The organism is Wenzhouxiangella sediminis (assembly GCF_003410055.1).
GTDB lineage: Bacteria > Pseudomonadota > Gammaproteobacteria > Xanthomonadales > Wenzhouxiangellaceae > Wenzhouxiangella > Wenzhouxiangella sediminis.
Genome location: NZ_QUZK01000016.1, coordinates 1 through 22,860, shown reverse-complemented (window position 1 = coordinate 22,860; position 22,860 = coordinate 1). Strand labels below are relative to the sequence as shown.

The window sequence follows — 22,860 nt, the reverse complement described above, 5'->3', positions numbered from 1 at the left end:
CCATAGGCGGGAGATGTCGAGAGTCCTGGCGACGTTGATGTTTCTTTCCTTGCCGCTCGCGTTGGGAGCGGTGGAAGATTCGTGCCGGTTCGACGAGGTGACGTTCAGTTCCGAATTCGAGGGGGCGCGCTTGAGCGAATGCCGGCGCCTGGGCGATTCGGCCTTTGAACTTCTGATCGAGCCGGAATCGGTTCCGATCAACGACAGCCCCTGGTACGCGTTTCGTCTCGAGTTCGGCGAAGGAGCGCCGCTTCGGCCGCTCGAATTGCACCTGCGATACGGCGATGGTACGCATCGTTACCGTCCGAAAGTTCTGCTAGAAGGCGAGAGCGAAGAGGCGCAATGGCAGGGCGTGGCTCCGGGTCGACTGGAAACGGGTGAGGCTGGAAGGACTTCGGTTTTCGAGGTGACGCCTTCTTCGCGATCGTTCATGGTCTCCGCCCAGCCGCTGCTGACCAACGCCGACCATCGCGGCTTCGTGCGCTCGCTTGCGCGGCATGAAGACGCTTCCTCCGAAATCCTGGGGCGAAGCGCCGAAGGCCGCCCCATTGAAGGAGTCAGGATCGGCGAGGCCGCCGAAAGCGGGCCCTGGATCGTGTTGCTGGGGCGGCAGCATCCGCCAGAGGTGCCGGGCGCCCTGGCGCTGCAGACGTTCATGCGCCAGCTGCTCGAAGACACCGAACTGGCAAGGCGTTTCCGATCGGCGTTTCGGGTGCTGGCCATTCCCAATCTCAATCCGGACGGTGTCGCGCGCGGCCACTGGCGCCTGAACGCCAATCATGTGGACCTGAATCGCGATTGGGGGCCATTCTCCCAACCGGCAACCCGGACCGTTGGTTCAACCCTCGAGAAACTGGGGTCGCCGCATCCTGGAGGGGGCGTTTGGCTTCTGCTCGATTTCCATTCGACCCATCGCGACGTGTTCTATACCCAGCTCGAGCCTCCGAAACTCTCCTTGCCGTCGTTCACGAGTTGCTGGCTGGACGGCGTCGATGAAGCGCTGCCCGAATATGATGTTGCCCGGGCGCCCCGACACCTCGCGGAAGGGACAACCGCCAAGGCGTGGGCAACCCGGGTTCTCGGCGCGCCGGCAATCACCTATGAGGTTGGTGATGCGACTGACCGTGCGGTGGTCGAACGAGTGGCCCGGACGGCCGCTCGCGAACTGATGGCAACGCTGCTGTCGGTGCAGCGCCAGGCGCGTGGTCCCTGCGATTCCGCCTGTTTGCCCTGCCTGATCCCCCAAAGCCTGCAGCCGGCTGGGCCGGAATGAGCCGGGTTACTCTGTCTGGCAATGAAGCGGTCTTGCCCCGGTCAGTTGTCCGTGTCTGCCGTTGACGAAGCGGTCGGCGCGGCAGGGCCCGTAAACTCGGGGCCGGCCACATCCTCGACTCGCCAGTTCCGGTCGGTGTCTCTCCCCGTGATCTGCCAATCATGGGCGTGGATGCGGATCGGGCCGCGCACGCGCTCCTCGAACCGGCTCGGGAACCAGTATCCGCCCATCTGGACGTAGTCCGAAAAGGTGGTGTCGACGTGGGCGCCCTGCGTCGTCCGGAAGCCGTTGAGCGTGATGTGCACTCGGAAGAGTCGGTGAGTTCCCGGATCGATCCAGGCGACGACGCGGTCCGACTCGGCTTCGCCGAAGCCCGGTCGAATCTCGACCAGGATTCGCGGATAGCTCCGCCCGTCTTCCCGGCCTTCGGCCAGCCGGGTCATGTCGACAGCGCGACGTGCCAGGAAGGACGGTCCGAAGTGGAACAGTTCGAAGGCGTCGGTGGTCATGGCGGTGGCCGCCAGCACTCGCGCGTCGGTTTCCGGTTCGCCGTCGTACCAGACCCGGATTTCCTGTCCGCGACGCCACACCGTCTTGATGCCCTGGGGTCCGCGGTGACGGGTCACGTACAGGTTGTCGGAAGGTCGATATCGTTCCTCGGCCGATATCCGGTAGCCGCTGTCGGTGACCAGCGGCTGGATTCGCTGGATCAGCCCCGACCATTCACCGGTCATGGCCAGGTTGAAGTCCCTGGGGTCGCTCGAGATGTCACCGCCATGGGCCTGCAGCATTCGCTCGAACCACTGCTCGGCACTGAGGCCGTCCTCGAACGACAGACCTTCTCGCGGTTCGGGAAAGCCGGCGCAACCGACCGTGAGCAGGCAGCTGGTCAGCAGCACGGCGATGATCAACTCGCGAGAAGAGTGCATTGGCTTGCTCCGGTTTACCGAACCGAAGTCTAGCCTTGCACCGTCAAGGCGGGAGCAAGGCGCCGCCTGGTGACGGCTTGCACGAGATGGTAGTTTCGAATGGCTCGGGCGTCTGTCGGGAGAGGAATCATGGCTACGGAAATCGAACGCAAGTTCCTGGTTGTCGACGATGCCTGGCGAGAGCAGGCCGACGCCGGCACGGAGATGGTTCAGGGTTATCTTGCAGCGCAAGAGCACTGCACGGTTCGGGTGCGCCTGGCCGGAAGTGGAGCAAAGCTGACGATCAAGGGTGCGAGCGCTGGGATCTCGCGCAGTGAGTACGAATACGACATTCCGGAAGTCGATGCGCGCACAATGCTCGGGGAACTGTGCGAGGGCACGCCGATCGTCAAGCGGCGTTACCGTGTTCCCCATGCCGGTCACGTCTGGGAGGTGGATGTCTTCGAAGGCGCCAATGCCGGACTGGTGCTCGCGGAAGTCGAACTCGACCGCGCCGACGAAGCCCTCGAGCGGCCGAGCTGGGCAGGTGAAGAAGTCAGCGGCGACCATCGCTACTACAATGCCTGCCTGAGCCGATATCCTTACGCCAGCTGGCCGGCTTAAGCGGATATCCCGGCGCTTTCGGGCGGGCTGATAGGCTTCGACCCATGCTTGCAAACGCTCGCCATGCCAAGGAAGAAATCCAGGCAATGACCATCACGACGTCAGGGGGTGACCGCCAACGTCGCACCGTACTGCGGGCGATGATGGTCGTCACCGCCCTGGGCGGATTGCTCTTCGCGGTTCTCAACCTCTATCGCGGTCTCTGGCCGGCGGCGGTGGTCGAGTTCGCGTTCGTCGCCTACTCGCTGATCCTGTTGCCCATCATCGGTCGCACCCCGCGGTTCCGGGCCTGGGCCGTGGCCTACGTGATTCCCTGGACCGGGGCCATGCTGTCGATCCTCGCCATGCCGGGGGCCTCGCCCTCGGTCTTCGTCTGGCCGATTCTGCTCCCGCTGGTCCTGCATTTTCTTCTCGGAAGCCGGCTGGGACTGGCCGTCTCCCTGGCAAGCTTCGCGGGCGCGGCCTTGCTGGCCTGGTATCGCTTCGGCATGCCGGCCGAAAGCTCGTCATTCACGGGGGCGGCCAACTTCTCGCTGGCGGGGATGCTCGGATTGGCCCTGGCGCACGTCTATGAACGCGGCCGTGAGCGCAGCGAGCGTCGCCTGCGCGAGATGGCCGCCACGGACACGCTGACGGGGTTGCCCAACCGCAATCTCCTCGAAGAGACCTTCGAACGCTTGCGGGCCGCGGCCAGTCACGACGGCCGGGCGCTGTCGATCCTGTTGATGGATCTTGACCACTTCAAGGACATCAACGACGCTCATGGGCACGCGGCGGGCGACCGGGCGCTGGTGGCATTCGCGCACCGACTCCGCTCGGAACTTCGCGACGAGGATTTCCTGTGCCGATTCGGCGGCGAGGAGTTTCTTGCCTTGCTGCCGGGGACCACCAAGGAGGTGGCCAGGCAGGTGGCCGAACGGCTCCGCCTGGCCTGGCGCGAGCAGCCCGCGCGGTGGTGCGAGGAGGCGGCAGACAGCCCGCATACGGTGAGCGTGGGCATCGCCACCGTGGGCGGCGACGGTGCCGATCTCGACACCTTGCTTCGATCGGCCGACCAGCGGCTCTACCGGGCCAAGGCGGAAGGTCGCGACCGGATCGTTTCGGATTGAATAGGGCCGGCCCCGCTGCCGGGGCCGGCCGTCAAGCAATTTCGCGGACGGCTTGTCCGCCGGTGTCTCGGTCAGTCGGCGCGCCGGATGGTGAGGCTGCCGCTGAAGGTCTGGGCTTCGACCTCCACCGCGCCCGATCCGCCGTCGACCCGAAGCGAGGCGCCCGGGCCGAAACCGGCGTCCTCGACTTCGCCGAAATCGCTTTCGATCCGGCCAGAGTAGGTTTCGGCGCGGATGCGGGGCGTGTCGCTCACGGCCAGGAGCAGCTCGAGCGAGCCGCTGTGGCTCGACAGGCTCAGCGTCGCCCCCGGCCTCGGCGACAGGCGGGCCTTCAGGTCGCCTGAGACCGTTTCGCTCTCGAAGTCGCTGACCTCGGTGGCCTCGAGATCGACGTGGCCGCTGACGGCCTCGACATCGATGCGGCCGCGCGCCCCCCGGATGCTGAGGTCGCCGCTGACCGACTCGTAGTCACTTTCCTCGCCGGTGACCGCCTCGGTCGTGACGTCGCCGCTGACGGTCTGGATGTCGATTTCAGCCGAGTCGATCGCGCTCAGTTCGAGGTCGCCGCTGACCGATTCCACCTCGAGCGCGGGACCGGACAGGTCGCGGACGGTCATGTCACCGCTGACGGTCTGGAGTTCGAGGTCGCTGCCGCGCGGCACATACAGGGTCAATTCCGAGGAGCGATGGTTCGATCCCCATTCGAAATTGCCTTCGACCGGTTCGAGTTCGATGCGCCAGTTATCCGAGTCGCCCTCGATCACCAGCTCTTCGACATCGTCGCCGAGTCGGCCCTCGAGGACGAATTCTGCGGCTTCGTGGCCGATGACGGTGAAGTCGCCGGTCACGGCCGAGAACTCGATGCGCGCATCGGGTGCGGCGTCGCGGACTTCCCGGACGTCCTCGGCCCATGTCGGGCCGGCGGCCGCCAGCAAGCCGGCGGCAAGAAATGTGGTTGCGATGGTTTTCATGGTCATATGCTCCTTTCCGGTGGGAATAGCCCTCGTTGAATCAGGCGCGCCTGCCTGAGGCGCGCCTCGCTGAGAAATTCGAGCAGCAGCGTGTTGTCGGGGTCGCTCTGGAGCGCTTGCTCGAGCTGTTCGATGGCGGCCTGGTTGTCCTGCCAGGCCCGCTCGAGCGGTGCAGCGGCCTCTGCCCGCGAAACCGCGAAGCTCTGCGCCGCCGCGCTGCGCATGGCTTCGGTGTCGTCCTGGACGAATCGCGGGCCGTCGGACGTTTCGCGGTCGAACAGTGCAAGCGAGGCGAGCATCACCCCGAAGACAACCGCGGCCACGGCGGCCGAGATCGCCGGCCAGCGGCGGGTCGGCCGCAGGCGCCGCTCGATACCCGGCCACAGGGCCTCGTCCGCGTCGACCTCGCGCGTGAGCGCCTCGAGGCGGCGATCCAGTTCGCGGTCGTCGATGGTCATTGCAGTGCCTCCTTGATGAGCTTTCGGGCGCGGTGGAGTTGCGCCTTCGAGGTGCCGATGTCCACGCCCAGCAGCTCGGCGATCTCGGCATGGCCGAGGTCGGAGAGGTGAAACAGCACCAGCACCTGGCGAGCCCGGTCGGGCAGGGCGGCGATGGCGCGTTCCAGGTCCAGGTCGGCCGCCGGCCAGGGCGGTTCCGGCGCGCCGGGATCGACCTCGGCGTCGACCGTGGCCAGGCGACCGCGCCGGCGGTCGGCCAGGGCCACGTTGGCGGCCAGCCGCCTCAGCCAGCCGGCGAAGGCCTTCCGGTCGCGCAGCTGGTCCAAGCGGCGCCAGGCTTGCACGAAGGCGTCCTGGAGCCAGTCCTCGGCCAGCGGCCGGTCGCCGCCCGACAGGCGCCAGAGCATCGGCATCAGTGCGCCGGCGTGACGGCGATAGAGCGCGGCGAACGCTTCCGTATCGCCGGACTGCGCGGCATCCACCAGGGGCGCGTCGTCGTCGGCTTCGCTGTCGATGGCCATGGCTGCGGTCTGCATGTGGGAAAGGATGCGCCCGCGCTCCAAAAGGTTGGAACGGCCCGGGCGATTGTTCGGATTGTGCGCAAAAAGATCGGGGTTTGTTTGTATGGTTTGGCTATACATTGACGGGGCCGGGTGTTCGGCGCCATAATTTGTACATGGTTAATGTACAAGCGCCTGCACTGGCCGTCGACGTCGATTCCGACGTGCCCATCGTCCAGCAGATCGTCAACGGCCTGCGCCGGCTGCTGGTCAGCGGCGAGTTGTCGCCGGGAAACGCCCTTCCGTCTTCGAGGGCGCTGGCGAGGGATCTCGGCGTGCACTTCAACACCGTCGCCCAGGCGTATCGCACGCTCGAGGCCGAGGGCTGGCTGGCGCTGAAGCGGCGTGCCGGAACCGTGGTACTGGAACGGTCGACACCGGAGCTGGACGCCCGCCACGCAGAGGCGCTGGCGCGGCAATTCACCGAGGAACTGCGTAATCTGCGGGCCCGCTACGAGGCACTGGGCGTGGAACGTCGCGCGCTGGATGCATCCATCGAGGCAATGATCGACGACCGGAGGAATTCTTCATGACCCCTTTTGATGTCCTCTTCGCCATCGCCATATCGCTGGATTACGGGCCCGGTCGGCCTGGCCGTCAACATCGGCAGCCTCGTTGCCGTGCTGCTGTTGCCCGTGTGGATGCTGGCAACCGGCCGCTTCGCCCGGCCCGGCGAGCCGGCCCAGGGCGACCGCTCACCCGACTCGGCCTGGAAGCTCGGGCTGATTTACTTCAACCCCGCCGATCCCGCCATGTGGGTGGAAAAAAGATTCGGCGTCGGCTTCACGCTCAACTTCGCGCGGCCCTCGGCCTGGTTCCTGCTGACCGCCATCCTGGCCGCGACGGCGGCGCTGGTGGTCTGGTCGCTCGGCGCCGGTTGAGTTTGGGGGGTCAGGGCAGCACTTCGAATCGATCCCGGAAGACCGGCTCGAGAGCCGGCGTCAGCGCGCCGATGTCCATCGGGGCGCTGGTGTCGCGGGGGATGGACTGCAGGTGCCGTCGGTACTGGCGGTCGACCGGATGGCCGCCGGCTTCGGCGTGCAGGCCCACGGCGCCGTCCAGCAGCGGTGATCCGTTTGCCGGCTGGTAGTCCTCGGCGTTGAAATCGACGAAGCCGGGATCCGTGCCGTCGATGTTGCCGGCGCCGAGGCTGACGCTGCCCGAAAGGGCGCCGTGCGAGTCCTGCCATCCCTGCTTGAGCCAGTTGCCCGACAGGTCGGCCGCGCCAGTGTCGTCGAGCAGCGCCAGGTGGGAGCCGGCGACCGTGACGAACACGGCGTTGTTGCGCAGCTCGGCGCTCTCGTCGTTGGTCGAAAGCCGCATCAGGGTGGTGTTGCCCGTACGCGCGGAGACGACGGTGTTGTGGAAGAAGTGCAATCGTCCTTTCCGGTAGTTCGCCGTGTTGCCGCTGTCGCCGCCGTAGTGGAGCACCTGGCTGTTGCCTTCACCGTCGCGTTCGATCAGCAAGTTGCCGTAGACGAACGTGCGGTCGTAGCCGGGATCGCCGGCGACCGCGTTGCCGCCGTCGACCAGGTCGAGTTGCCGGTTGCCGCTGTCGATCCAGTTGTAGCGCACGACCAGGCCCGCCGAGCGGTCCTTCAGGTTATTGCCGCCGGCGCCCGCTCGTAAGGGACCGAACCGGTTGAATTCGTAGGTGATGTCGATGGCCTCGGTATAGGTGTTGTGCTCGAAGATGCTGCCCTCGATGCCGTTGTCGTGAATGTGATTGCCGGCGATCAGGATGTTTCGGGTCTCGCCGTTGAAGGCGCCGACGAAGATGCCGTTGCCGGAGTCGTGGATGACGCAGTCGCGGATGGTCAGGTCGTTGGCCTTCTCCACGTAAATGGAAGCGGCGTTGTCCGTGTAGGTGCCCGGCTGGCCCGAATCGTCGGTGAAGGAGTGGTCGGGATGGGCGGAGCGGATCTCCAGGCCCTCGATCACGATATGGCTCGGCGTGTTGTCCGGCGGCACGCTGGAGCCGCCCACCTTGATCACGCCGCGCTCTTCGCCCCAGTAGTCGAGCGCCTGGCGCGTGGTGGCATTGCGACCGTCGATCACCGGCCGTTCGCCGTTCGGGCCCGGCAGGCCGCGCACGATGATCGGGTCGGCCGGGCTGCCGCTGACGCCGATGAGGATTTTTTCCGCGTAGGGTGCCGGGCGGTGGTGGATCAGCACGCGATCACCGGCGCCCAGGCTTTCCCAGGGCACGTCGGAAATCGAGGTGTAGGCCTGCCCGGGGCCGACCGGGTAGTCGGCGGCGTGTACCTGCGGGCCGATCAAGCCCAGCGCGGCGATCAGGATTCTCGTCGGCGGCATGGTTCGATGCCCCATCGTCGTAACCCCTTGTCGGCAAAACCAATCTAAACCGGCCGCGATGCCGCGGCAAGTCCTGCAGCGGGCCTTTGGCCGACCACCCACAACCTGTTAGATTGGTTTCGTGCCCGCCCGTCAGCGAGGGAGTGATCATGCCGGAAGTCATCGTCGTCATCGGATCGGGATCGATAGGCCAGGCCATCGCCCGCCGCGTGAGCGCCGGCAAAAGGATCCTGCTGGCCGACCTGCAGCAGGACAACGCCGAGGCCGTCGCAACGGTACTGGGCGATGCCGGTTTCGAGGTGGAGCCCACCACGGTGGATGTGAGTTCTCGGTCCTCGGTCGAATCCCTGGCGCAACAGGCAACGGGTCTCGGCGAGGTGACCGGCGTGATTCACTCCGCCGGAGTGTCGCCGTCGAACGCTCCCCCGGAGATCATCTTCAAGGTGGATCTCTACGGTACGGCGGTTGTGCTCGATGTCTTTGGCACCGTGATCGCCGACGGCGGCTCGGGTTTGGTTGTGTCTTCACAGGCGGGGCATCGCCTCGCGCCCCTGGCGCCTGAAGAGACCGAAGCGCTGGCCACGACGCCCGCCGACGAGCTGCTCGACCTGCCCGTGCTGCAGTCCGAGCGCGTGACCGACTCGCTGCTCGCCTACCAGATTGCCAAGCGGGGGAGTTCGCTTCGTGTCCAGGCCGAATCGGTTCGCTGGGCGCGCCGGGGCGCGCGCGTCAATGCGGTCAGTCCGGGCATCGTGGTCACGCCGCTTTCCCGACGTGAATTGAGCGGCCCGCACAGCCACCAATACCAGCGCATGATCGATGCCTGTGCCGCCGGCCGCGCCGGCACGCCGGACGAAATCGGTTCGCTGGGGGCCTTCCTGATGGGGCCGGAGGCGCAGTTCATCTCGGGCAGCGATTTCCTGGCTGACGGCGGGGTTACCGCGGCCTACTGGTGGGGCGACCTGGCGTCCGGGTCGTAGTGCCGGCATGAAGTCGCTTTCGAGCACGCGATTCGCTCTGTTCGGGGCCGCCCTGGTGGCCATCAGCTACGGTCTGGCGCGATTCGCTTTCGGCCTGTTCGTCCCGCCCATCCGCGCCGAACTGGGGCTCACGCCATATGTCATCGGTATGATCGGCGCCCTGCCGCTGATCAGCTTCTTGCTGGCGACACTGGTGGCGCCGCTGGCAGCCGACCGTCTGGGCGCGCGCTACACCGCGGTTTTGTCCGGTGTTTTTGGTACAGCGGGCCTGCTGCTGATCAGCCTGGCGAGCGGACCCATGTCTCTGGGAGCGGGCGTGTTCGCCTGCGGTATCTGCACGGGTCTGATGATGCCGGCGCTGACGGCGGCCATGCAGGCGCTGGTCAAGCGCACGCTGCACGGGCGCGTCAGCTCGGTGATGAATGCGGGCACCAGCATCGGCGTGGCGGTGGCTGTGCCGGCTGTCCTGTTCATGGCCGGCGCCTGGCGTTTCGCCTACGCGTCTTTTGCGGTCCTCGCGGGTGTCGGGGTGGTGGGCGCCTGGTTCCTGATTCCGTCGGTGTCGCGGGTCATGCCGGCGAATGCGGCGCCGCCGCCGCCCATCAGCAAGCTGCAGTGGTCGCGGTTGTTCCAGCTTTCACTGTTTGCCTTCGTGATGGGTTTCGTCTCTTCGGCTTACTGGATCTTCGCGCCGGACCTGGTGGTCAGTCTGGGCGGATTGCCGCCCGGCGCCACCGGCTGGCTGTGGCTGGCGGTCGGCATCGCCGGCCTGGGCGGCGCCCTGGTGGCCGACCTGGCCGATCGCAACAATCCGCCGATCACGCACGCGCTGATGCTGATGATGCTCGCGGCCAGCCTGGCGTTGCTTGCCGCCAGCCCCGCCCAGATCGTGCTCGCGAGTTTTTCGGCGCTGGTATTCGGCCTGGCCTACATGAGCCTGACCGGCCTGTACCTGATGACAGGGATTCGTCTCCTGCCCGGGCGGATGTCGATGGGGCCGGTGCTGCCGTTCATGGCCTGTGCACTCGGCCAGGCAGCGGGTTCTCCGGTTGTGGGGCGCCTGGTCGACGATTTCGGCTATGCCGACGCTTTCGCCATGTTCGCGGCAACCGGCATTCTCGTAGCCATTCTGTCGCCCCTGTACCCCCGCAACATCGAGCACGAGGCCGAGGAGGAGGCCGAGGAGGATACCGGGCTGCAGGCGGCCTACGACTACCAGCTGCAGAACGAGGAGGGTGAGCCGTACAGCTTTGCCGAGGCCGCAGAAGCGGCCGAGTTCGACGATGCTCCGGAGCAACCCGACCAGGTCCGGGAGGGCGAATCACGCGTCTGATGGTACGGGGGAAGCGCCGCCCAACGGCTCAGGGCCGCGACGGCATTCGGCAAGCGCGTGCCGGGGTTGCCGTGAGCCCGGCAGCGGCCATTGAATGCGGATCGTGATACATTCCGATGATTTACCGCAAAGCGCCGGCGGGGGGTGCCGTTGACGTCTCATTCCGAGAAGGGTTTCGCGAACGGCTCCAAAGCCGTCGGTGCCATCGGCAGCATAGACAGCCTGGCCGACCACGACCTGCAGGAGCTTCTCGACGCCGTGCCGGACGCCATGATCGTGGTGGATCGGGACGGGCGCATCCGGCTGGCCAACCGGCAGGCCGAGCAGCTCTTCGCCTACGAGCGCAAGGAACTGACCGGTCGGCCGGTGGAGGTGCTGGTGCCCGAGAAGCTGGCCGGCGGTCACTCGGCGCACCGACGCAGCTACTTCGATCAGCCGGCGGTGCGGCCGATGGGCGAGCCGCTGGATTTGCTCGCCCGTCGTCGCGATGGCACGGAGTTCCCCGTGGAAATCAGCCTCAGCCCGGTTGCGTCGGATCAGGGCATGCTGGCCGTGGCATCGGTTCGAGACGTGACCGAGCGGCGCCGCATCGCCGCCGAACAGCGCTGGCAGGCGGATTTTTCCCGCGGTATCGTCAACAGCCTGCCGGGCATCTTCTACCTGGTGGACAAGACCGGCCGCATGCGCCAGTGGAACGCCAACCTCGAGTCGCTGACCGGGTACTCAGCCGAAGAGCTCGATGCCATGACGGTTTGGGACTTCTTCGAGCCTGCTGAGCATCCGAAGGCCGATGAGGCCATGCGCGCGGTGTTCGAGGACGGCAAGGCCTTGCTCAAGGCGCCTTTGCTGCTCAAGGACGGCACCACCCGCGACTATCACTTCCAGGGCCGTCGCATCACCCTGGGCGGCGAGGAGTTCCTGACCGGCCTGGGCATCGACATGACCGATGTCTATCGCACCGAAGCGGCCCTGGATTACCTGTCGGGGCTGCAGCGCACGCTGGTGGATGCCTCCAAGCGCTTCATCGCCCTGGACGCGGCGGACCTCGACGACGTCATCACCGAAGTCCTCGGTCGCGTCGGGTCGTACTGCAGCGTCGATCGCAGCTACCTGTTCTGTTTCCGGCAGGGTCGGTCCTTGATGGACAACACGCACGAATGGTGCGCCCCCGGCATCAAACCCGAGATCGAGAATCTTCAGGGCCTGCCGCGCGAGGCCGTTCCCCGGGTCGTGGAGATGATGGAGCGTCGCGAGGTCATGCACGTGCCGCGCGTCGCCGACCTGCCGCCGGAATGGGACAGCGATCGGGTCGTGTTCGAGGAAGAGGACATTCAGTCGCTTGTCGTCGTGCCCATCGTCGTCAGCGGCGAGCTGCACGGTTTCGTGGGCTTCGATTCGGTGCGGCGGGAGCGTTCCTGGGGCGAGGAAGAGATTCGCCTGCTCGAGGTGCTGGCCGACCTTTTCGGGGCGGTGATCCAGCGCGAGCGCACCGCCCGGGCCCTGCGCGACAGCGAAACGCTTCGCACGCACGCCGAGCGCCTGGGGCACCTGGGCAGCTGGGAGTGGGATTTCGAGCAAGATGCTTTCCTGCCGTCCGAGGAGTGGCGTCGCGTCACCGGTTTGCGCGCCGAGCGGATCAGCCTGGAGGAAGCCCTGGCGCTGGCCCATCCGGAAGAGATCGAAGACATCCGGCGACAGGTACGACTGACCCGGGACACGGGCGTGCCGTACGATCTAGAGCACCGGATCATTCGGCCCGACGACGGTCGGGTGCGCTGGATCAAGGTGCATGCAGAGATCGAGGGTACGCCTGAGAACGCCCGCCGCATGGTCGGTTTCATCCAGGACATCACCGAGCGCAAGCGCATCGAGGCGGCCATTGCCGAAAGCGAAGCGCAATATCGCTCGGTCGTCGACAATATCCGCGAGGTCGTCTTCCAGGCCGACGCCGAGGGCCGCTGGACTTTCCTGAATCCCGCCTGGGAGGAGATCACCGGATATCCCGTGGCCGAGAGCATGGCCCAGCGCTATATCGAGTTCGTCCACCCCAGGGACCGCAAGGGCAGCGAACGTGAATTTCGCGAACTGATGGCGGGCCGCCAGTCGGCGGCGCGCTCGGAAGTGCGCTACCTGACGCAACGGGGCGACTTCCGCTGGTTCGAAGTCAACGTTCGCGCCACCAGCGACGCAGACGGCCGCATTGTCGGATGTGCCGGCACGCTGCGCGACATTACCCAGCAGCGGGAGGCCGAGCAGAAGATGCGCCAGCTCGCGCACTACGACCCGGTCACCGGATTGCCCAACCGCATCCTCGCGCTCGATCGCCTGGACCAGTTGCTCAAGGCCGCCGATCGCAAGGGCGAGTACGTGGCCGTGCTGTTCCTGGATCTGGACCACTTCAAGAAGGCCAATGACACCCTGGGGCACGGGGCCGGCGACCAGTTGCTGAAGGAAGCCGCCCAGCGCCTCCTCGCCGACGTGCGCGAGCAGGATACGGTCGCCCGCTTCGGCGGCGACGAGTTCCTGATCATGGCCGGCGGACTGGACCGTCCCACCGCGGCCCAGCCGGTGGCCGAAAAGCTGTTGAAGAGCTTTCGGGATTCGTTTCACATCCAGGGCCGCGAGTTCGTGCTCACCGCCAGCCTGGGGATCGCCATAGCGCCCGACGACGGCACCACTTCGCAGGACCTGCTGCGCAACGCCGACATCGCGATGTACCAGTCCAAGGGCGAGGGGCGCAATACCTTTCACTACTTCACGCAGGCGATGAACCGGGACGTGGAACGGCGCCAGAGCGTGGAAGAGCAGCTGCGCGGTGCCCTGTCGCGCGACGAGTTGTCGCTGGTCTTCCAGCCCATCGTGGACCTGCGCAACGCCCGCGTGGTCGGCGCCGAGGCCCTGCTGCGCTGGCACAACCCGACGCTCGGCCCGGTCACGCCCGACGAGTTCATTCCCATCGCCGAGCAGACCGGGCTGATCGACGCCATGGGGCAGTACGTACTCGAACGGGCGCTCGAGCAGGCCGCCCGCTGGCGCATCGACCGGGATCCGGAATTCTGGGTTTCGGTGAATGTCTCGCCCCAGCAGTTTCGCGATCCCGGCCTCGTCGGCATCGTCGACCGGGCGCTCTCGAGCCGGGACTTGCCGGGCCAGGCGCTGCAGGTGGAAGTCACCGAGAGCGTGCTGCTCGACGAGCGCGGCCAGGCCGCCTCGACGCTGGCCGAGTTCAAGGCGCGCGGCATCGACGTCGCCATGGACGACTTCGGCACCGGCTACGCATCGCTCAGCTACCTGCGGCACTTCCCCTTCGACACGCTCAAGATCGATCGCAGCTTCGTCGGCGACATCACCGAAGATCCCAAGGATGCCGAACTGGTCATCGCTTCGCTGTCGCTGGCCCGCAGTCTCAAGCTCAAGGTGCTCGCCGAGGGGGTCGAAACCGAAGCCCAGCTCGCTCTCCTGCGCGAACATGGTTGCGACCTTGCCCAGGGCTACCTGTTCGCCAGGCCCTTGCCCGCTGCCGATTTCGACGAGTTCCCCGAAAGATCGCTCCGATGAGTCAGCGCAAACGACCGCTTATCGGGGTCGATTCAAGGGGTGAAGCGTCGTTTCGGGCAAGGTGGGCTCACCCCGAGGCCGGCGGCACGTCCGGGGCGAAGTCGAAGGAATCGTAGAACAGGCGGTCTTCGGGCACGCCGGCGGTGATGAAAGCCGGGCGGGCGGCGTGGATCATGGCCGGGGGGCCGGACATGTAGACGTCCCAGCCGGACAGGTCGGGGTGATGGCGCAGGACAGCCTCGTGGACGAAGCCGGTCTCGCCGGTCCAGTCTTCGCCCGGTTCGCTCACCACCGGCACGAAGTTCAGGGCGGGGTGTTCGGCCTGCCAGCTCCGGATCAGCTCGGCGGCATACAGATCGGCCTCGCTGCGGGTGCCCCAGAACAACTCCAGCGGCCGCTCGTCGCGGGCGTGCATCAGTTCCTCGACCATGGCCTTGAGCGGCGCGAAGCCGGTGCCGCCGCCGACCAGGACGGCCGGGCGGTCGGAGCTGCGGCGGAAGAAGAAGGTACCCAGCGGACCTTCGAAGCGCAGGATCTCCTTGAGCTTCATGTCGCCGAAGACATGGCCGGTGAAGCCGCCGCCGTCGACGTGCTTGACGTGGAGCTCGATGAACTCCTTTTCCGACGGGGGCGAGGCCAGCGAAAAGGCGCGGCGCTTGCCGTCGGGCAGCAGGATGTCGATGTACTGGCCGGCCAGGAACTGCAGCCGGGCGGCGGCTGGCAGCTTCAGGCGCAGGCGCATGGTGTCGTCCGTGAAACGGTCCATGGTTTCCACGCGCGCCGGCAGCAGGCGCACGGGAATATCTTCGACCTGTTCGATCTCGCGCGCCTCGATGACGACGTCGCCGGCGGCCACGGCCTGGCAGCTGAGCATCTGGCCGTCGTGCAGCTCGGTTTGCTCGAGCGCGGCGGGCGGATTGTAGGGATAGCGGATTTCGCCTTCGACCAGGCGGCACTTGCAGCTGGCGCAGGTGCCGTTGCGGCAGGAGTAGGGCAGCACGATGCCCTGGCGCAGGGCCGCGGTCAGGATGGTCTCGTCTTCGCGTGCGCTGAACTCGCGGCCGGTGGAGGCGATTCGAATCTGGGCGTTGTGGGAGGTGGACACCGAAAATGCGACTGGTTTACAGCAAGTGCTACATGATGCCAGATTGCGGGTGAGTGGGCGGCACGACCCTGTGCTAACCTGCGCGCCCACCGAACCCGCCCGATGAGGGCTCGACCCACGTGAGCGACTGGACCCAACTGATTACGGCCGACGATCCGATCGAGGCGGGCTTCCTGCGGGGCCTGCTGGAGTCGGCCGGGCTCGAGGTCCAGGTGCGCAGCATGGAGCTGTGGACGGCGGCGGTGGAAATCTACTATTCCGAGGGCGCTCGGCCGTCGATCTGGGTGCATGAGCGCGATCTCGAGCGGGCGAAGGGAATTCTCGCGCGGCGCGAGGAGGCCGGCGACGGCGAGCCCTGGACCTGCCCGGACTGCGACGAGCGCCTCGAGGGCCAGTTCACCACCTGCTGGCGCTGCGGTCACACCCGCGGGACGCGAGGATGATCGATCCGGTCCGGCAGCGCCCCCCGTTTCGCACGCCCTGGCGACTGGCCTGGCGCGTGCCCCTGTTCCTGCTGCACGCCTTCGTCGGCCTGCCGCTGACCCTGTTGTGCTTCCTGCCCGGCATCAATCGGATTCCGGTGGCCGGCATGCCGCTGCGTAAGCGTGCGCACCGCACCTGGCAACGCATCACCCTGCGCCTGTTCGGCGTGCGCCTGGATGTCTCCGGGCGCTTGCCCGAGGGCGGTTGCCTGGTCGTGGCCAACCACATCAGCTGGCTCGACATCGTCCTGTTGCAGGCGCTGTGGCCGATGTGGCTGGTCGCCAAGGCCGAGATCCGCGCCTGGCCCCTGATCGGCTGGCTTGCGCACGTCGGCGGTACGCTTTTCATCGTGCGCGGCAAGCTCGAGTCGCGGCAGAAGATCGGGCGCCGCATGGCCGCGCTGCTTCGGCGCGGCGACCGGGTCGGTATCTTTCCCGAGGGCGGTATTCGCCCCGACCGCGGGGTCAATCGCTTTCACGCGCCGCTGTTCGCACCGGCGATTCGCACGCGATTGCCGGTGGTGCCGGTCGCCATCCGTTACGAGCGCGAGGACGACCTGCACGAGGAGTTCGTGTTCGGTCCCAACGAGAGTTTCCTCCGCAACTTCTTTCGCCTGATGGCCGAGCCTCCGCTGACCGGGCGCATCATGATCGGCGAGCCCATCCTGGATTACGATAACGGCCGGCGCCGCCTGGCCGAGAAGGCCGGCGCCGTGGTCAAGGATTTCTACGACAATGCCTGAATCGTCGCTGCCCGAATTCGCCCCGCGCGGCCTGCTGGCCAGTCCGCACGTCCAGTCGATTCTCACCTCCGGACCGCTGCGCCGGCGCAAGGTGCAAAAACGCGCGGGCGAGTACCTGGCCCGACGGACCGAGCGAATCGTCACCGCGCGCGACGGCACGCGGCTGCTGGGTTTTTCCAATCGCGCCGAGAAGGGCCGACGTGACGCGCTCGTGATCATGCTTCACGGCTGGGAAGGCAGTGTCGATTCCAACTACCTGCTGTCGACGGCGGTCACCCTCGACGAGGCGGGTTTCGACACGTTCCGGCTGAACTTTCGCGACCACGGCGGCTCGCACCACCTCAACGAGGGGCTGTTCCATTCCTGCCTGCTCGAGGAAGTGCTCGACGCCGTGGCAACCGTGGCCGGCGAGTACGACGGTCCGGTGTTCCTGGCCGGGTTCTCGCTGGGCGGCAACTTCACGCTCAGGATCGCGCGCCACGCGCCGGAGCGGGGGCTCGACATCCGTCGGGCGATCGCGGTCAGCCCCGTGATCCGTCCGCACAACGTGCTCGACGCCATGGAGGGCGGTCTGCCCATCTACGAGCGCTACTTCGTGCACAAGTGGCGCAAGTCGCTCAAGCACAAGCAATCACTCTTCCCCGAGCGGTACAATCTGCACCCCTGGTTTCGCCTGGGACGGGTGAGGGCCCAGACCGAGTGGCTGGTCGAGCGCCTCACCGAGTTCGAGAACATCGACGCCTACCTGGAAGGGTATTCGGTGGCCGGCGACTACCTGGCCGGCCTGGAAACGTCGACCCTGATCATTACCGCCGCGGACGACCCGATCATTCCGATCGAGGATATCCGGGCGCTGCCGAGACCGGCGGCCCTGGATATCGAAGTGCACGAGCACGGCGGCCACTGCGGCTTCCTGGCCAACTGGCGGCTGGAGAGCTGGATAGAACAGAGAGTGAAGAGTGAATTATGCAGACTGACGGAGAACTGATCCGGCAGGCGCGCCGCCTGTTCGAGAGCGGCGATTTCGCGGGCGCCGAACAGGCCTATCGCGACCTGGTCGGGCAACTGCCCGAGGACAAGCGCATCGACGCGACCCTGATCATCGGCGCCTGCCAGCAAGCGCAGGGCCGCGATGATGACGCCCTCGAGACGCTGCAGCAGGCCGTGGCCTCGGACGATTCGCGCGCGGAGTCCTGGTTCCAGCTCGGCCGGGCCCGACGCCAGGCCGGCGACGAGAAGGGCGCGACCGAGGCGCTGGACAAGGCCATCCTGCTCGACCCCAACCACGCCCTGGCGCGCGTCGAGCTGGGCCACCAGGCCCTGGCCGCCGGCGACGGCGAGCGGGCCGAGAGCCACTACCGGACGGCTCTGCGCGCGCACCCGGACTGCGTACCCGCGCTGGTGGGCCTGTCGGAGCGGCTGCTCGAGGCCGGCCAGGTCGACCAGGCCTATGAGCTGTCGACCCGGGCCGTCCAGATGCGGCCCAACAGCATCGAAGCGCAGCTGGCCGCCGCGCGCGTGTTCAAGCGCAGCGGTCACCCGGATTTCGCCGAGCGCTGTCTCAACAACGCCCTGGCCGCGGCCCCGAACAACGGCGAAATCCATCGCGCCATGGGCCAGCTGCTGCTCGAGCGCGGACGACCCGACGAGGCCCTGGCCGCGGCCGCCGAGGCGCGTCGCTGCGGCGCCACCGACCATCGCCTGGCGCTGCTGGAGATTCACGCCCTGCGCCAGCTCGGCTACCTGCCCGAGGCGCGTCGCCGGCTCGAGGCGCTGTCGCGCCAGCAGCTGCTGGACGCCGCCAGCCTGCTGATGCTGGCCGAGCTTCGCCTGGCCGACGGCGAAGCCGCCGGTGCCCGGGAACTGCTCGAACAGATCGAAGCCGACTGGCCGGCGGCCGCGCAGCTGATTCGCGCGCAGCTGGCCGAACTGGAGGGCGATCGTGCCCGAGCGGCCGAACTGGCCGCCGGTCTCCACAACGATGCCAGCCCCCGTCTCAAGCGCCAGTCCCGGCTGCTGAGCGCGAGACTGGCCCTGGCCGACGACCGGCCGGAAGCCTGCATCGACGCGCTTCGCCCGCTGGCGGCCGAGGGCGACGACGATCCTTACATGCGCTGGATGCTGGCGCGTGCGCTCGATCAGGCGGATCAGCATGCCGAGGCCGCCGAACACCTGCGCCGCACCGGTTGGCGTTCGCCGGCCCTGCTGCAGGCTGCCGAAGAGGAATTGCCGGAAGATCTCTACGAAGCGCTTTCCGCTTTCGACGGCGCTGACTGGCCGTCGCAACCGCCGGCCGACGAGCGAGCTCAGCCGGTGTTCATCCTCGGCTGGCCGGGCAGTGGACGCGACCAGCTGCTGGCCGCGCTGGCAGAGCACGAAGGCACGAGCGTTCTCGGTCGCGAGGATGCGCGGCAGCGGCGCGAAGCGCTGGGCCTGCCGGCCTGGCCGGAGGATCTCTCCTCGGCCGACGAGGGCCAGGTGCGGCTGGCGCGCAAGCGCTACCTGCGCCAGGCCGACCGCAAGGCCGAGCGCGTGCTCGAGCCGATGTGGCTGCCGATGGCCGCACTTCCGGCCCTCGCCCGCTATTTTCCCGGCAGTGCCGTGGTGCTGGCCGACGCCGACCTGCGCGATCTGGAGCTGGACTGGCGCCTTTCGGGCTATCGCGGCATCGAGGACTTGCGCGCCCTTTGGCAGCGCGAACAGGACGTGCTCGAAACGCTGCTCGAGCGCCTGCCGCTGGAGTTCCTGGTGTTCTCGCGCAGCGATCTCGAGCGCGATACCGGCGAAGTGGCCGCCGAGCTGGCCCGCCTGCTGGATCTGGAAGACCGCGCTGCCCTGGCCGAGTCCATCGGTCGCCGGCTGACGGCCCTGAAGCCGACCGGACACTGGCGACACTACGGCGATCTGTTCGCGGATCCTTCGGCCGACTGAGGCCGCAGGGGGCGTCACGGGAGCGTCATGTTCGGTCGCGACAAATCCGATAACATGGCGCCAGTTTCACAAGGGCGGACCCGTTGCGAGCTGCATTCCTGACACTGCTGGCGGTATCCCTGGCGGCGTGCTGCCCGGGCGACCAGGTCGACGAGCGCGGCTGGCCGAAGGAGCTGGTGCTGGGCCTCGTGCCGTCTCTGGAAGCCGAGGCCATGGTCGACAATCTCGGACCGCTCGCCGACTTCCTCAGCGAGGAGCTCGGCATGCCGGTCACCAGCTTCGTGCCGCAGGACTACACCGGCCTGGTCGAGGCCCTGGGCACCGGGCGGGCCGACATCGGCATGCTGCCGCCGTTTGCCGCCATGCTCGGCCAGCGTCGCTACGACATCGAGACCATCCTGATTTCGGTGCGCAACGGCGAGACCGGCTACCGCTCGCAGTTCATGACCAACGATCCTTCGGTGTGCAACACGCCGGTGGTCCGGAACGAGCGCGGCTACAAGACCTGCGAGGGCGATGTCCGCGTGCTGGCCGGGGAGACCGTGGCCTTTACCGATCCGAACAGCACCTCGGGCTTCCTGTTTCCCTCCGTGCACCTGATGCAGCACGGCATCGATCCGCAGAAGGACGTCGACGGCCTGTTCGTGGGCGGTCACGATTCGGCGGCGCTTGCGGTCTACTCCGGCGACGTGCGCTTCGCCGTGGCCTACGACGACGTTCGCCTGTTCGTCGAGCCGCAGTATCCCGACATCGGCGAGGAGGTGATCACCTTCGCGCACACCGAGATGATTCCCAACGACGGTGTGCAGGTTCGCCCGGGCCTGCCCGACGACCTGCAGCAGGCCATCAAGGACGCCTTCGTCAAGCTCACCGAAGAACAGGCCGACCTGCCGCGCGAGGAGAAGGTGCTGTGGGTGCTCTACGAAATCGACGGCTTCGTGCCGGCCACCGAGGGGCTCTACGACCCCGTGCGCGATGCCTACGAACTGCTGCGCGAATGACGAGAACAAGCGAGATGGGGAGAAGACATGACTGAACAGCGCGGCCGCATCCGCTTTTCCGGCGCCGGCGTGACCTATCCCAACGGCACGGTCGGGATGAAGAATCTCGACCTGGCAATCGAGCCGGGCGAATTCGTCGTCATCGTGGGCTCCTCCGGGGCAGGCAAGTCGACCCTGCTGCGGGCGGTCAACGGTCTCAACCGTCTGACCGCCGGCTCGGTCGAGATCGATGGCCGGGCGGTGCCGCAGCGGGAGGGCCGAGAGCTGAGGGAGCTGCGCAAGGGCATCGGCATGATTTTCCAGGACTTTCGCCTGGTCAAGCGCCTCAACGTGCTCTCCAACGTGCTCATCGGCCGCCTGGCGCACGTGCCCGCCTGGCGGTCCATGTTCAATTTCTGGCCGCAGGCCGATCGCGACATCGCGCTCGACGCCCTCCAGCGCGTCGGCATTCCCGAGAAGGCCTGGACCCGCGCCAGCTCCCTGTCGGGTGGGCAGCAGCAGCGCGTGGGCATCGCCCGCGCCCTGGCCCAGCAGCCGGCCATCATCCTGGCCGACGAGCCGGTGGCCTCGCTCGATCCGGTGACCACCCACCAGATCATGCGCGACCTGGTGCGCATCAACCGCGAACTGGGCATCACCACCCTGGTCAACCTGCATTTCCTGGACCTGGCCCGCGAGTACGGCGAGCGCATCATCGGCCTTCGCCACGGCGAGCTGGTCTACGACGGCTCGGCCAAGAAGGTGACTGACGAGGATTTCCGCGACATCTACGGGCGGGACTTTACCGAGGACGACGTGCTCAACGAGGACGCCATCTGATGGCCCGCGGCGCGCTGCCCACGAAACCGCCGAAGAACTGGTGGCTGATCGGCGGCGTGACGGCCTTCCTCCTGGCCATGACCTGGTGGTCGGCTGAGGGGATCGGGTTTTCGCTCATCGAGTTGATGTGCAACATCACCGGCGGCGGGCGCTTGCTGGCCGAGTCCTGGCCGCCGGATTTCAGCTACCTGCCGCGCCTGGCCGAGCCGTTTCTCGAGACGCTCAACATCGCCATCATCGGCACCGTGGTGGGCGGCGTCCTGTCGGTGCCGGTGTCGGTGCTGGCCGCGCGCAACCTCACCCTGGGCCGGGTGATCTGGTTCGGCGACCGCAATTTCATGAACATCCTGCGCACCCTGCCGGACCTGTTCTGGGCCATGCTCTTCGCCACGGCGGTGGGTTTCGGGCCGGTGGCCGGCGCCCTGGCCTTGTCGGTGTTCACGATCGCGGTGATTTCCAAGCTCTGGTCGGAGTCGCTGGAGTCGATCGACATGGGCCTGCCCGAGGCGGTGCGCGCCGTCGGCGGTACCTGGCTGCAGATGCTCAAGTTCGGCGCCATTCCGCAGGCCATGCAAACTTACGTTTCCTATGCGCTCTACGCCTTCGAGCTCAACGTGCGCGCCTCGATGGTTCTGGGCCTGGTCGGCGCCGGCGGTATCGGCATGATTCTCGAGACCCAGCGCGCCAACTTCGAATACGAGCGCGTGGCCCTGATCGTGCTGGTCGTGCTGGTTGCGGTGCTGATCATCGAAGAAATCTCCGAAGCCATCCGGAGGCGCCTGGCATGAAAGATCCGGCGCTCAAGGGGTACAAACGGATCGGCGGCGCCACCTGGGCGACCTTCATCATCGGCGCGCTCTTCCTCTGGTCGATGTGGGCTATCGGCTTCTCGCCCGACCGGCTGGGCAAGCTGCCGGCGCAGATGGCGGAGGTCCTGAGCTTCTTCTGGCCGGCCGACATGGCCTACGGCTGGGAGAAGGTGCTGCCGGCGATCGCCGAGTCGATCCAGATCGCCTGGATCGGCACCATCGTCGGGGCGATCTTCTCCCTGCCGCTGGCCCTGCTCGGCGCACGCACCCTGTTTCCGAAGTTCGCCCGGGTGGTCAAGCTCATCTCGGCGACCACGCGCGCTTTCCCCGAGATCCTGCTGGCGATCTACTTCGTCCCGATCGTCGGCCTGGGTGCCTTCGCGGGTGCGCTGGCCATCGGGATCTCGTCGATCGGCATGCTGACCAAGCTCGGCTCGGAAGTGGTCGACGCGATCGATTTCGGTCCTGTCGAGGCCGTCGAAGCTGCCGGCGGCTCGCGGCTGCTGGCGCTGCGCTATGCGGTACTGCCGCAAGTGCTGCCGGAGATCATTGCCCACTGGCTGTTCCGCTTCGAACTCAACATCCGCGCCTCGGCCATCCTCGGCGTGGTCGGCGCCGGCGGGGTCGGCGGCGTGCTGCTCAATACCCTGCGCTACCGCCACTTCGACAAGGCCGCGGCGGTGCTGGTGCTCACCATCCTGATCGTGCTGGCCATCGACATGGTCTCCGGCGAGATCCGGCGGCGGATCATCCGGGGTTGATGGACCAAGGGATTCCGGGTTCGGGGTTCCGGGGATCTGGTGGGGTGTTTGGGTTTTGGGGGAAGAGGTTTCAGGAAAGGCTAAGGGGTTCCGGGTTCGGGGTTCGGGGTTCGGGGTTC

General features: G+C 67.0%; 22 protein-coding genes. 16 read left to right on the top strand and 6 right to left on the bottom strand.

What is annotated here, in order from left to right:
- The first annotated feature begins 97 nt into the window (after positions 1-97).
- Complete coding sequence (locus tag DZC52_RS03540; protein WP_181918753.1) at positions 98-1,273, top strand: M14 family metallopeptidase; 1,176 nt, start codon at positions 98-100, stop codon at positions 1,271-1,273.
- A 41-nt stretch (positions 1,274-1,314) separates the two neighbouring features.
- Here the strand turns inward: DZC52_RS03540 and DZC52_RS03535 are convergent, their stop codons facing one another.
- Positions 1,315-2,202 carry a hypothetical protein gene (locus DZC52_RS03535; protein WP_181918752.1) on the bottom strand — a complete coding sequence of 296 codons (888 nt, stop codon included), beginning with the start codon at positions 2,200-2,202 and terminating at the stop codon, positions 1,315-1,317.
- A 129-nt stretch (positions 2,203-2,331) separates the two neighbouring features.
- Between DZC52_RS03535 and DZC52_RS03530 the strand changes: the two genes are divergently transcribed.
- Positions 2,332-2,805: a CYTH domain-containing protein gene (locus tag DZC52_RS03530; protein ID WP_116649744.1), complete on the top strand. Its 474-nt coding sequence runs from the start codon at positions 2,332-2,334 to the stop codon at positions 2,803-2,805.
- 44 nt (positions 2,806-2,849) lie between these two features.
- Entirely contained in the window at positions 2,850-3,914 is a 1,065-nt protein-coding gene (locus DZC52_RS03525) for a GGDEF domain-containing protein (RefSeq protein WP_116649743.1), read from the top strand.
- Positions 3,915-3,985: 71 nt separating this feature from the next.
- On the opposite strand, the gene DZC52_RS15455 is transcribed toward DZC52_RS03525, so the two are convergent.
- The 3 genes from DZC52_RS15455 to DZC52_RS03515 are packed head-to-tail and all read right to left on the bottom strand — an operon-like array spanning position 3,986 to position 5,879.
- Positions 3,986-4,885, bottom strand: coding sequence for a DUF4097 family beta strand repeat-containing protein (locus DZC52_RS15455; RefSeq protein ID WP_181918751.1), 900 nt, complete (start codon positions 4,883-4,885; stop codon positions 3,986-3,988).
- A gap of 2 nt (positions 4,886-4,887) precedes the next feature.
- The gene (locus DZC52_RS15450; protein WP_181918750.1) at positions 4,888-5,343 is read right to left on the bottom strand and encodes a hypothetical protein; all 456 of its coding nucleotides are present in this window, start codon (positions 5,341-5,343) and stop codon (positions 4,888-4,890) included.
- Positions 5,340-5,879, bottom strand: coding sequence for an RNA polymerase sigma factor (locus DZC52_RS03515; protein ID WP_116649784.1), 540 nt, complete (start codon positions 5,877-5,879; stop codon positions 5,340-5,342). Before DZC52_RS03515 ends, DZC52_RS15450 begins: the two co-directional genes overlap by 4 nt.
- A 140-nt stretch (positions 5,880-6,019) precedes the next feature.
- Between DZC52_RS03515 and DZC52_RS03510 the strand changes: the two genes are divergently transcribed.
- Together DZC52_RS03510 and DZC52_RS03505 are read left to right on the top strand one after the other, a co-directional pair.
- Positions 6,020-6,436, top strand: coding sequence for a GntR family transcriptional regulator (locus DZC52_RS03510; protein ID WP_116649741.1), 417 nt, complete (start codon positions 6,020-6,022; stop codon positions 6,434-6,436).
- Positions 6,437-6,445: 9 nt separating this feature from the next.
- Entirely contained in the window at positions 6,446-6,784 is a 339-nt protein-coding gene (locus tag DZC52_RS03505) for a DUF5808 domain-containing protein (RefSeq protein ID WP_116649740.1), read from the top strand.
- Positions 6,785-6,794: 10 nt separating this feature from the next.
- Here DZC52_RS03505 and DZC52_RS03500 read toward each other — a convergent pair whose 3' ends face one another.
- The gene (locus tag DZC52_RS03500; protein WP_181918749.1) at positions 6,795-8,219 is read right to left on the bottom strand and encodes a right-handed parallel beta-helix repeat-containing protein; all 1,425 of its coding nucleotides are present in this window, start codon (positions 8,217-8,219) and stop codon (positions 6,795-6,797) included.
- A 149-nt stretch (positions 8,220-8,368) separates the two neighbouring features.
- Here DZC52_RS03500 and DZC52_RS03495 point away from each other — a divergent pair, with 149 nt between their 5' ends.
- The 3 genes from DZC52_RS03495 (at position 8,369) to DZC52_RS03485 (ending at position 14,090) form a co-directional block, all read left to right on the top strand.
- A complete protein-coding gene (locus DZC52_RS03495; protein WP_116649783.1) occupies positions 8,369-9,199 on the top strand; it encodes an SDR family oxidoreductase in 831 nt (276 codons plus the stop codon).
- 7 nt (positions 9,200-9,206) lie between these two features.
- The gene (locus DZC52_RS03490) at positions 9,207-10,532 is read left to right on the top strand and encodes an MFS transporter (RefSeq protein WP_116649738.1); all 1,326 of its coding nucleotides are present in this window, start codon (positions 9,207-9,209) and stop codon (positions 10,530-10,532) included.
- Between the two features lie 150 nt (positions 10,533-10,682).
- A complete protein-coding gene (locus DZC52_RS03485) occupies positions 10,683-14,090 on the top strand; it encodes a bifunctional diguanylate cyclase/phosphodiesterase (RefSeq protein WP_116649737.1) in 3,408 nt (1,135 codons plus the stop codon).
- A 67-nt stretch (positions 14,091-14,157) separates the two neighbouring features.
- On the opposite strand, the gene DZC52_RS03480 is transcribed toward DZC52_RS03485, so the two are convergent.
- A complete protein-coding gene (locus DZC52_RS03480) occupies positions 14,158-15,195 on the bottom strand; it encodes a CDP-6-deoxy-delta-3,4-glucoseen reductase (protein WP_116649736.1) in 1,038 nt (345 codons plus the stop codon).
- A gap of 119 nt (positions 15,196-15,314) precedes the next feature.
- On the opposite strand from DZC52_RS03480, the gene DZC52_RS03475 reads away from it, so the two are divergent.
- From DZC52_RS03475 to phnE (DZC52_RS03440), 8 genes are all read left to right on the top strand, one after another.
- Positions 15,315-15,638, top strand: coding sequence for a putative signal transducing protein (locus tag DZC52_RS03475; RefSeq protein ID WP_116649735.1), 324 nt, complete (start codon positions 15,315-15,317; stop codon positions 15,636-15,638).
- Positions 15,635-16,420 (top strand): lysophospholipid acyltransferase family protein, encoded by a 786-nt coding sequence (locus DZC52_RS03470; protein ID WP_116649734.1) that lies wholly within the window; start codon positions 15,635-15,637, stop codon positions 16,418-16,420. The genes DZC52_RS03475 and DZC52_RS03470 overlap by 4 nt, the downstream gene beginning before the upstream one ends.
- The gene (locus DZC52_RS03465; protein ID WP_116649733.1) at positions 16,413-17,408 is read left to right on the top strand and encodes a YheT family hydrolase; all 996 of its coding nucleotides are present in this window, start codon (positions 16,413-16,415) and stop codon (positions 17,406-17,408) included. Before DZC52_RS03470 ends, DZC52_RS03465 begins: the two co-directional genes overlap by 8 nt.
- A complete protein-coding gene (locus DZC52_RS03460; protein ID WP_116649732.1) occupies positions 17,387-19,351 on the top strand; it encodes a tetratricopeptide repeat protein in 1,965 nt (654 codons plus the stop codon). The genes DZC52_RS03465 and DZC52_RS03460 overlap by 22 nt, the downstream gene beginning before the upstream one ends.
- Positions 19,352-19,434: 83 nt before the next feature.
- Entirely contained in the window at positions 19,435-20,352 is a 918-nt protein-coding gene (locus DZC52_RS03455; protein WP_116649731.1) for a phosphate/phosphite/phosphonate ABC transporter substrate-binding protein, read from the top strand.
- A 27-nt stretch (positions 20,353-20,379) separates the two neighbouring features.
- Entirely contained in the window at positions 20,380-21,171 is a 792-nt protein-coding gene (phnC, locus tag DZC52_RS03450) for a phosphonate ABC transporter ATP-binding protein (RefSeq protein WP_116649730.1), read from the top strand.
- Positions 21,171-21,959, top strand: coding sequence for a phosphonate ABC transporter, permease protein PhnE (gene phnE / locus DZC52_RS03445; RefSeq protein ID WP_116649729.1), 789 nt, complete (start codon positions 21,171-21,173; stop codon positions 21,957-21,959). The genes phnC and phnE (DZC52_RS03445) overlap by 1 nt, the downstream gene beginning before the upstream one ends.
- Positions 21,956-22,741, top strand: coding sequence for a phosphonate ABC transporter, permease protein PhnE (phnE, locus tag DZC52_RS03440; protein WP_116649728.1), 786 nt, complete (start codon positions 21,956-21,958; stop codon positions 22,739-22,741). Before phnE (DZC52_RS03445) ends, phnE (DZC52_RS03440) begins: the two co-directional genes overlap by 4 nt.
- Positions 22,742-22,860: the final 119 nt, after the last annotated feature.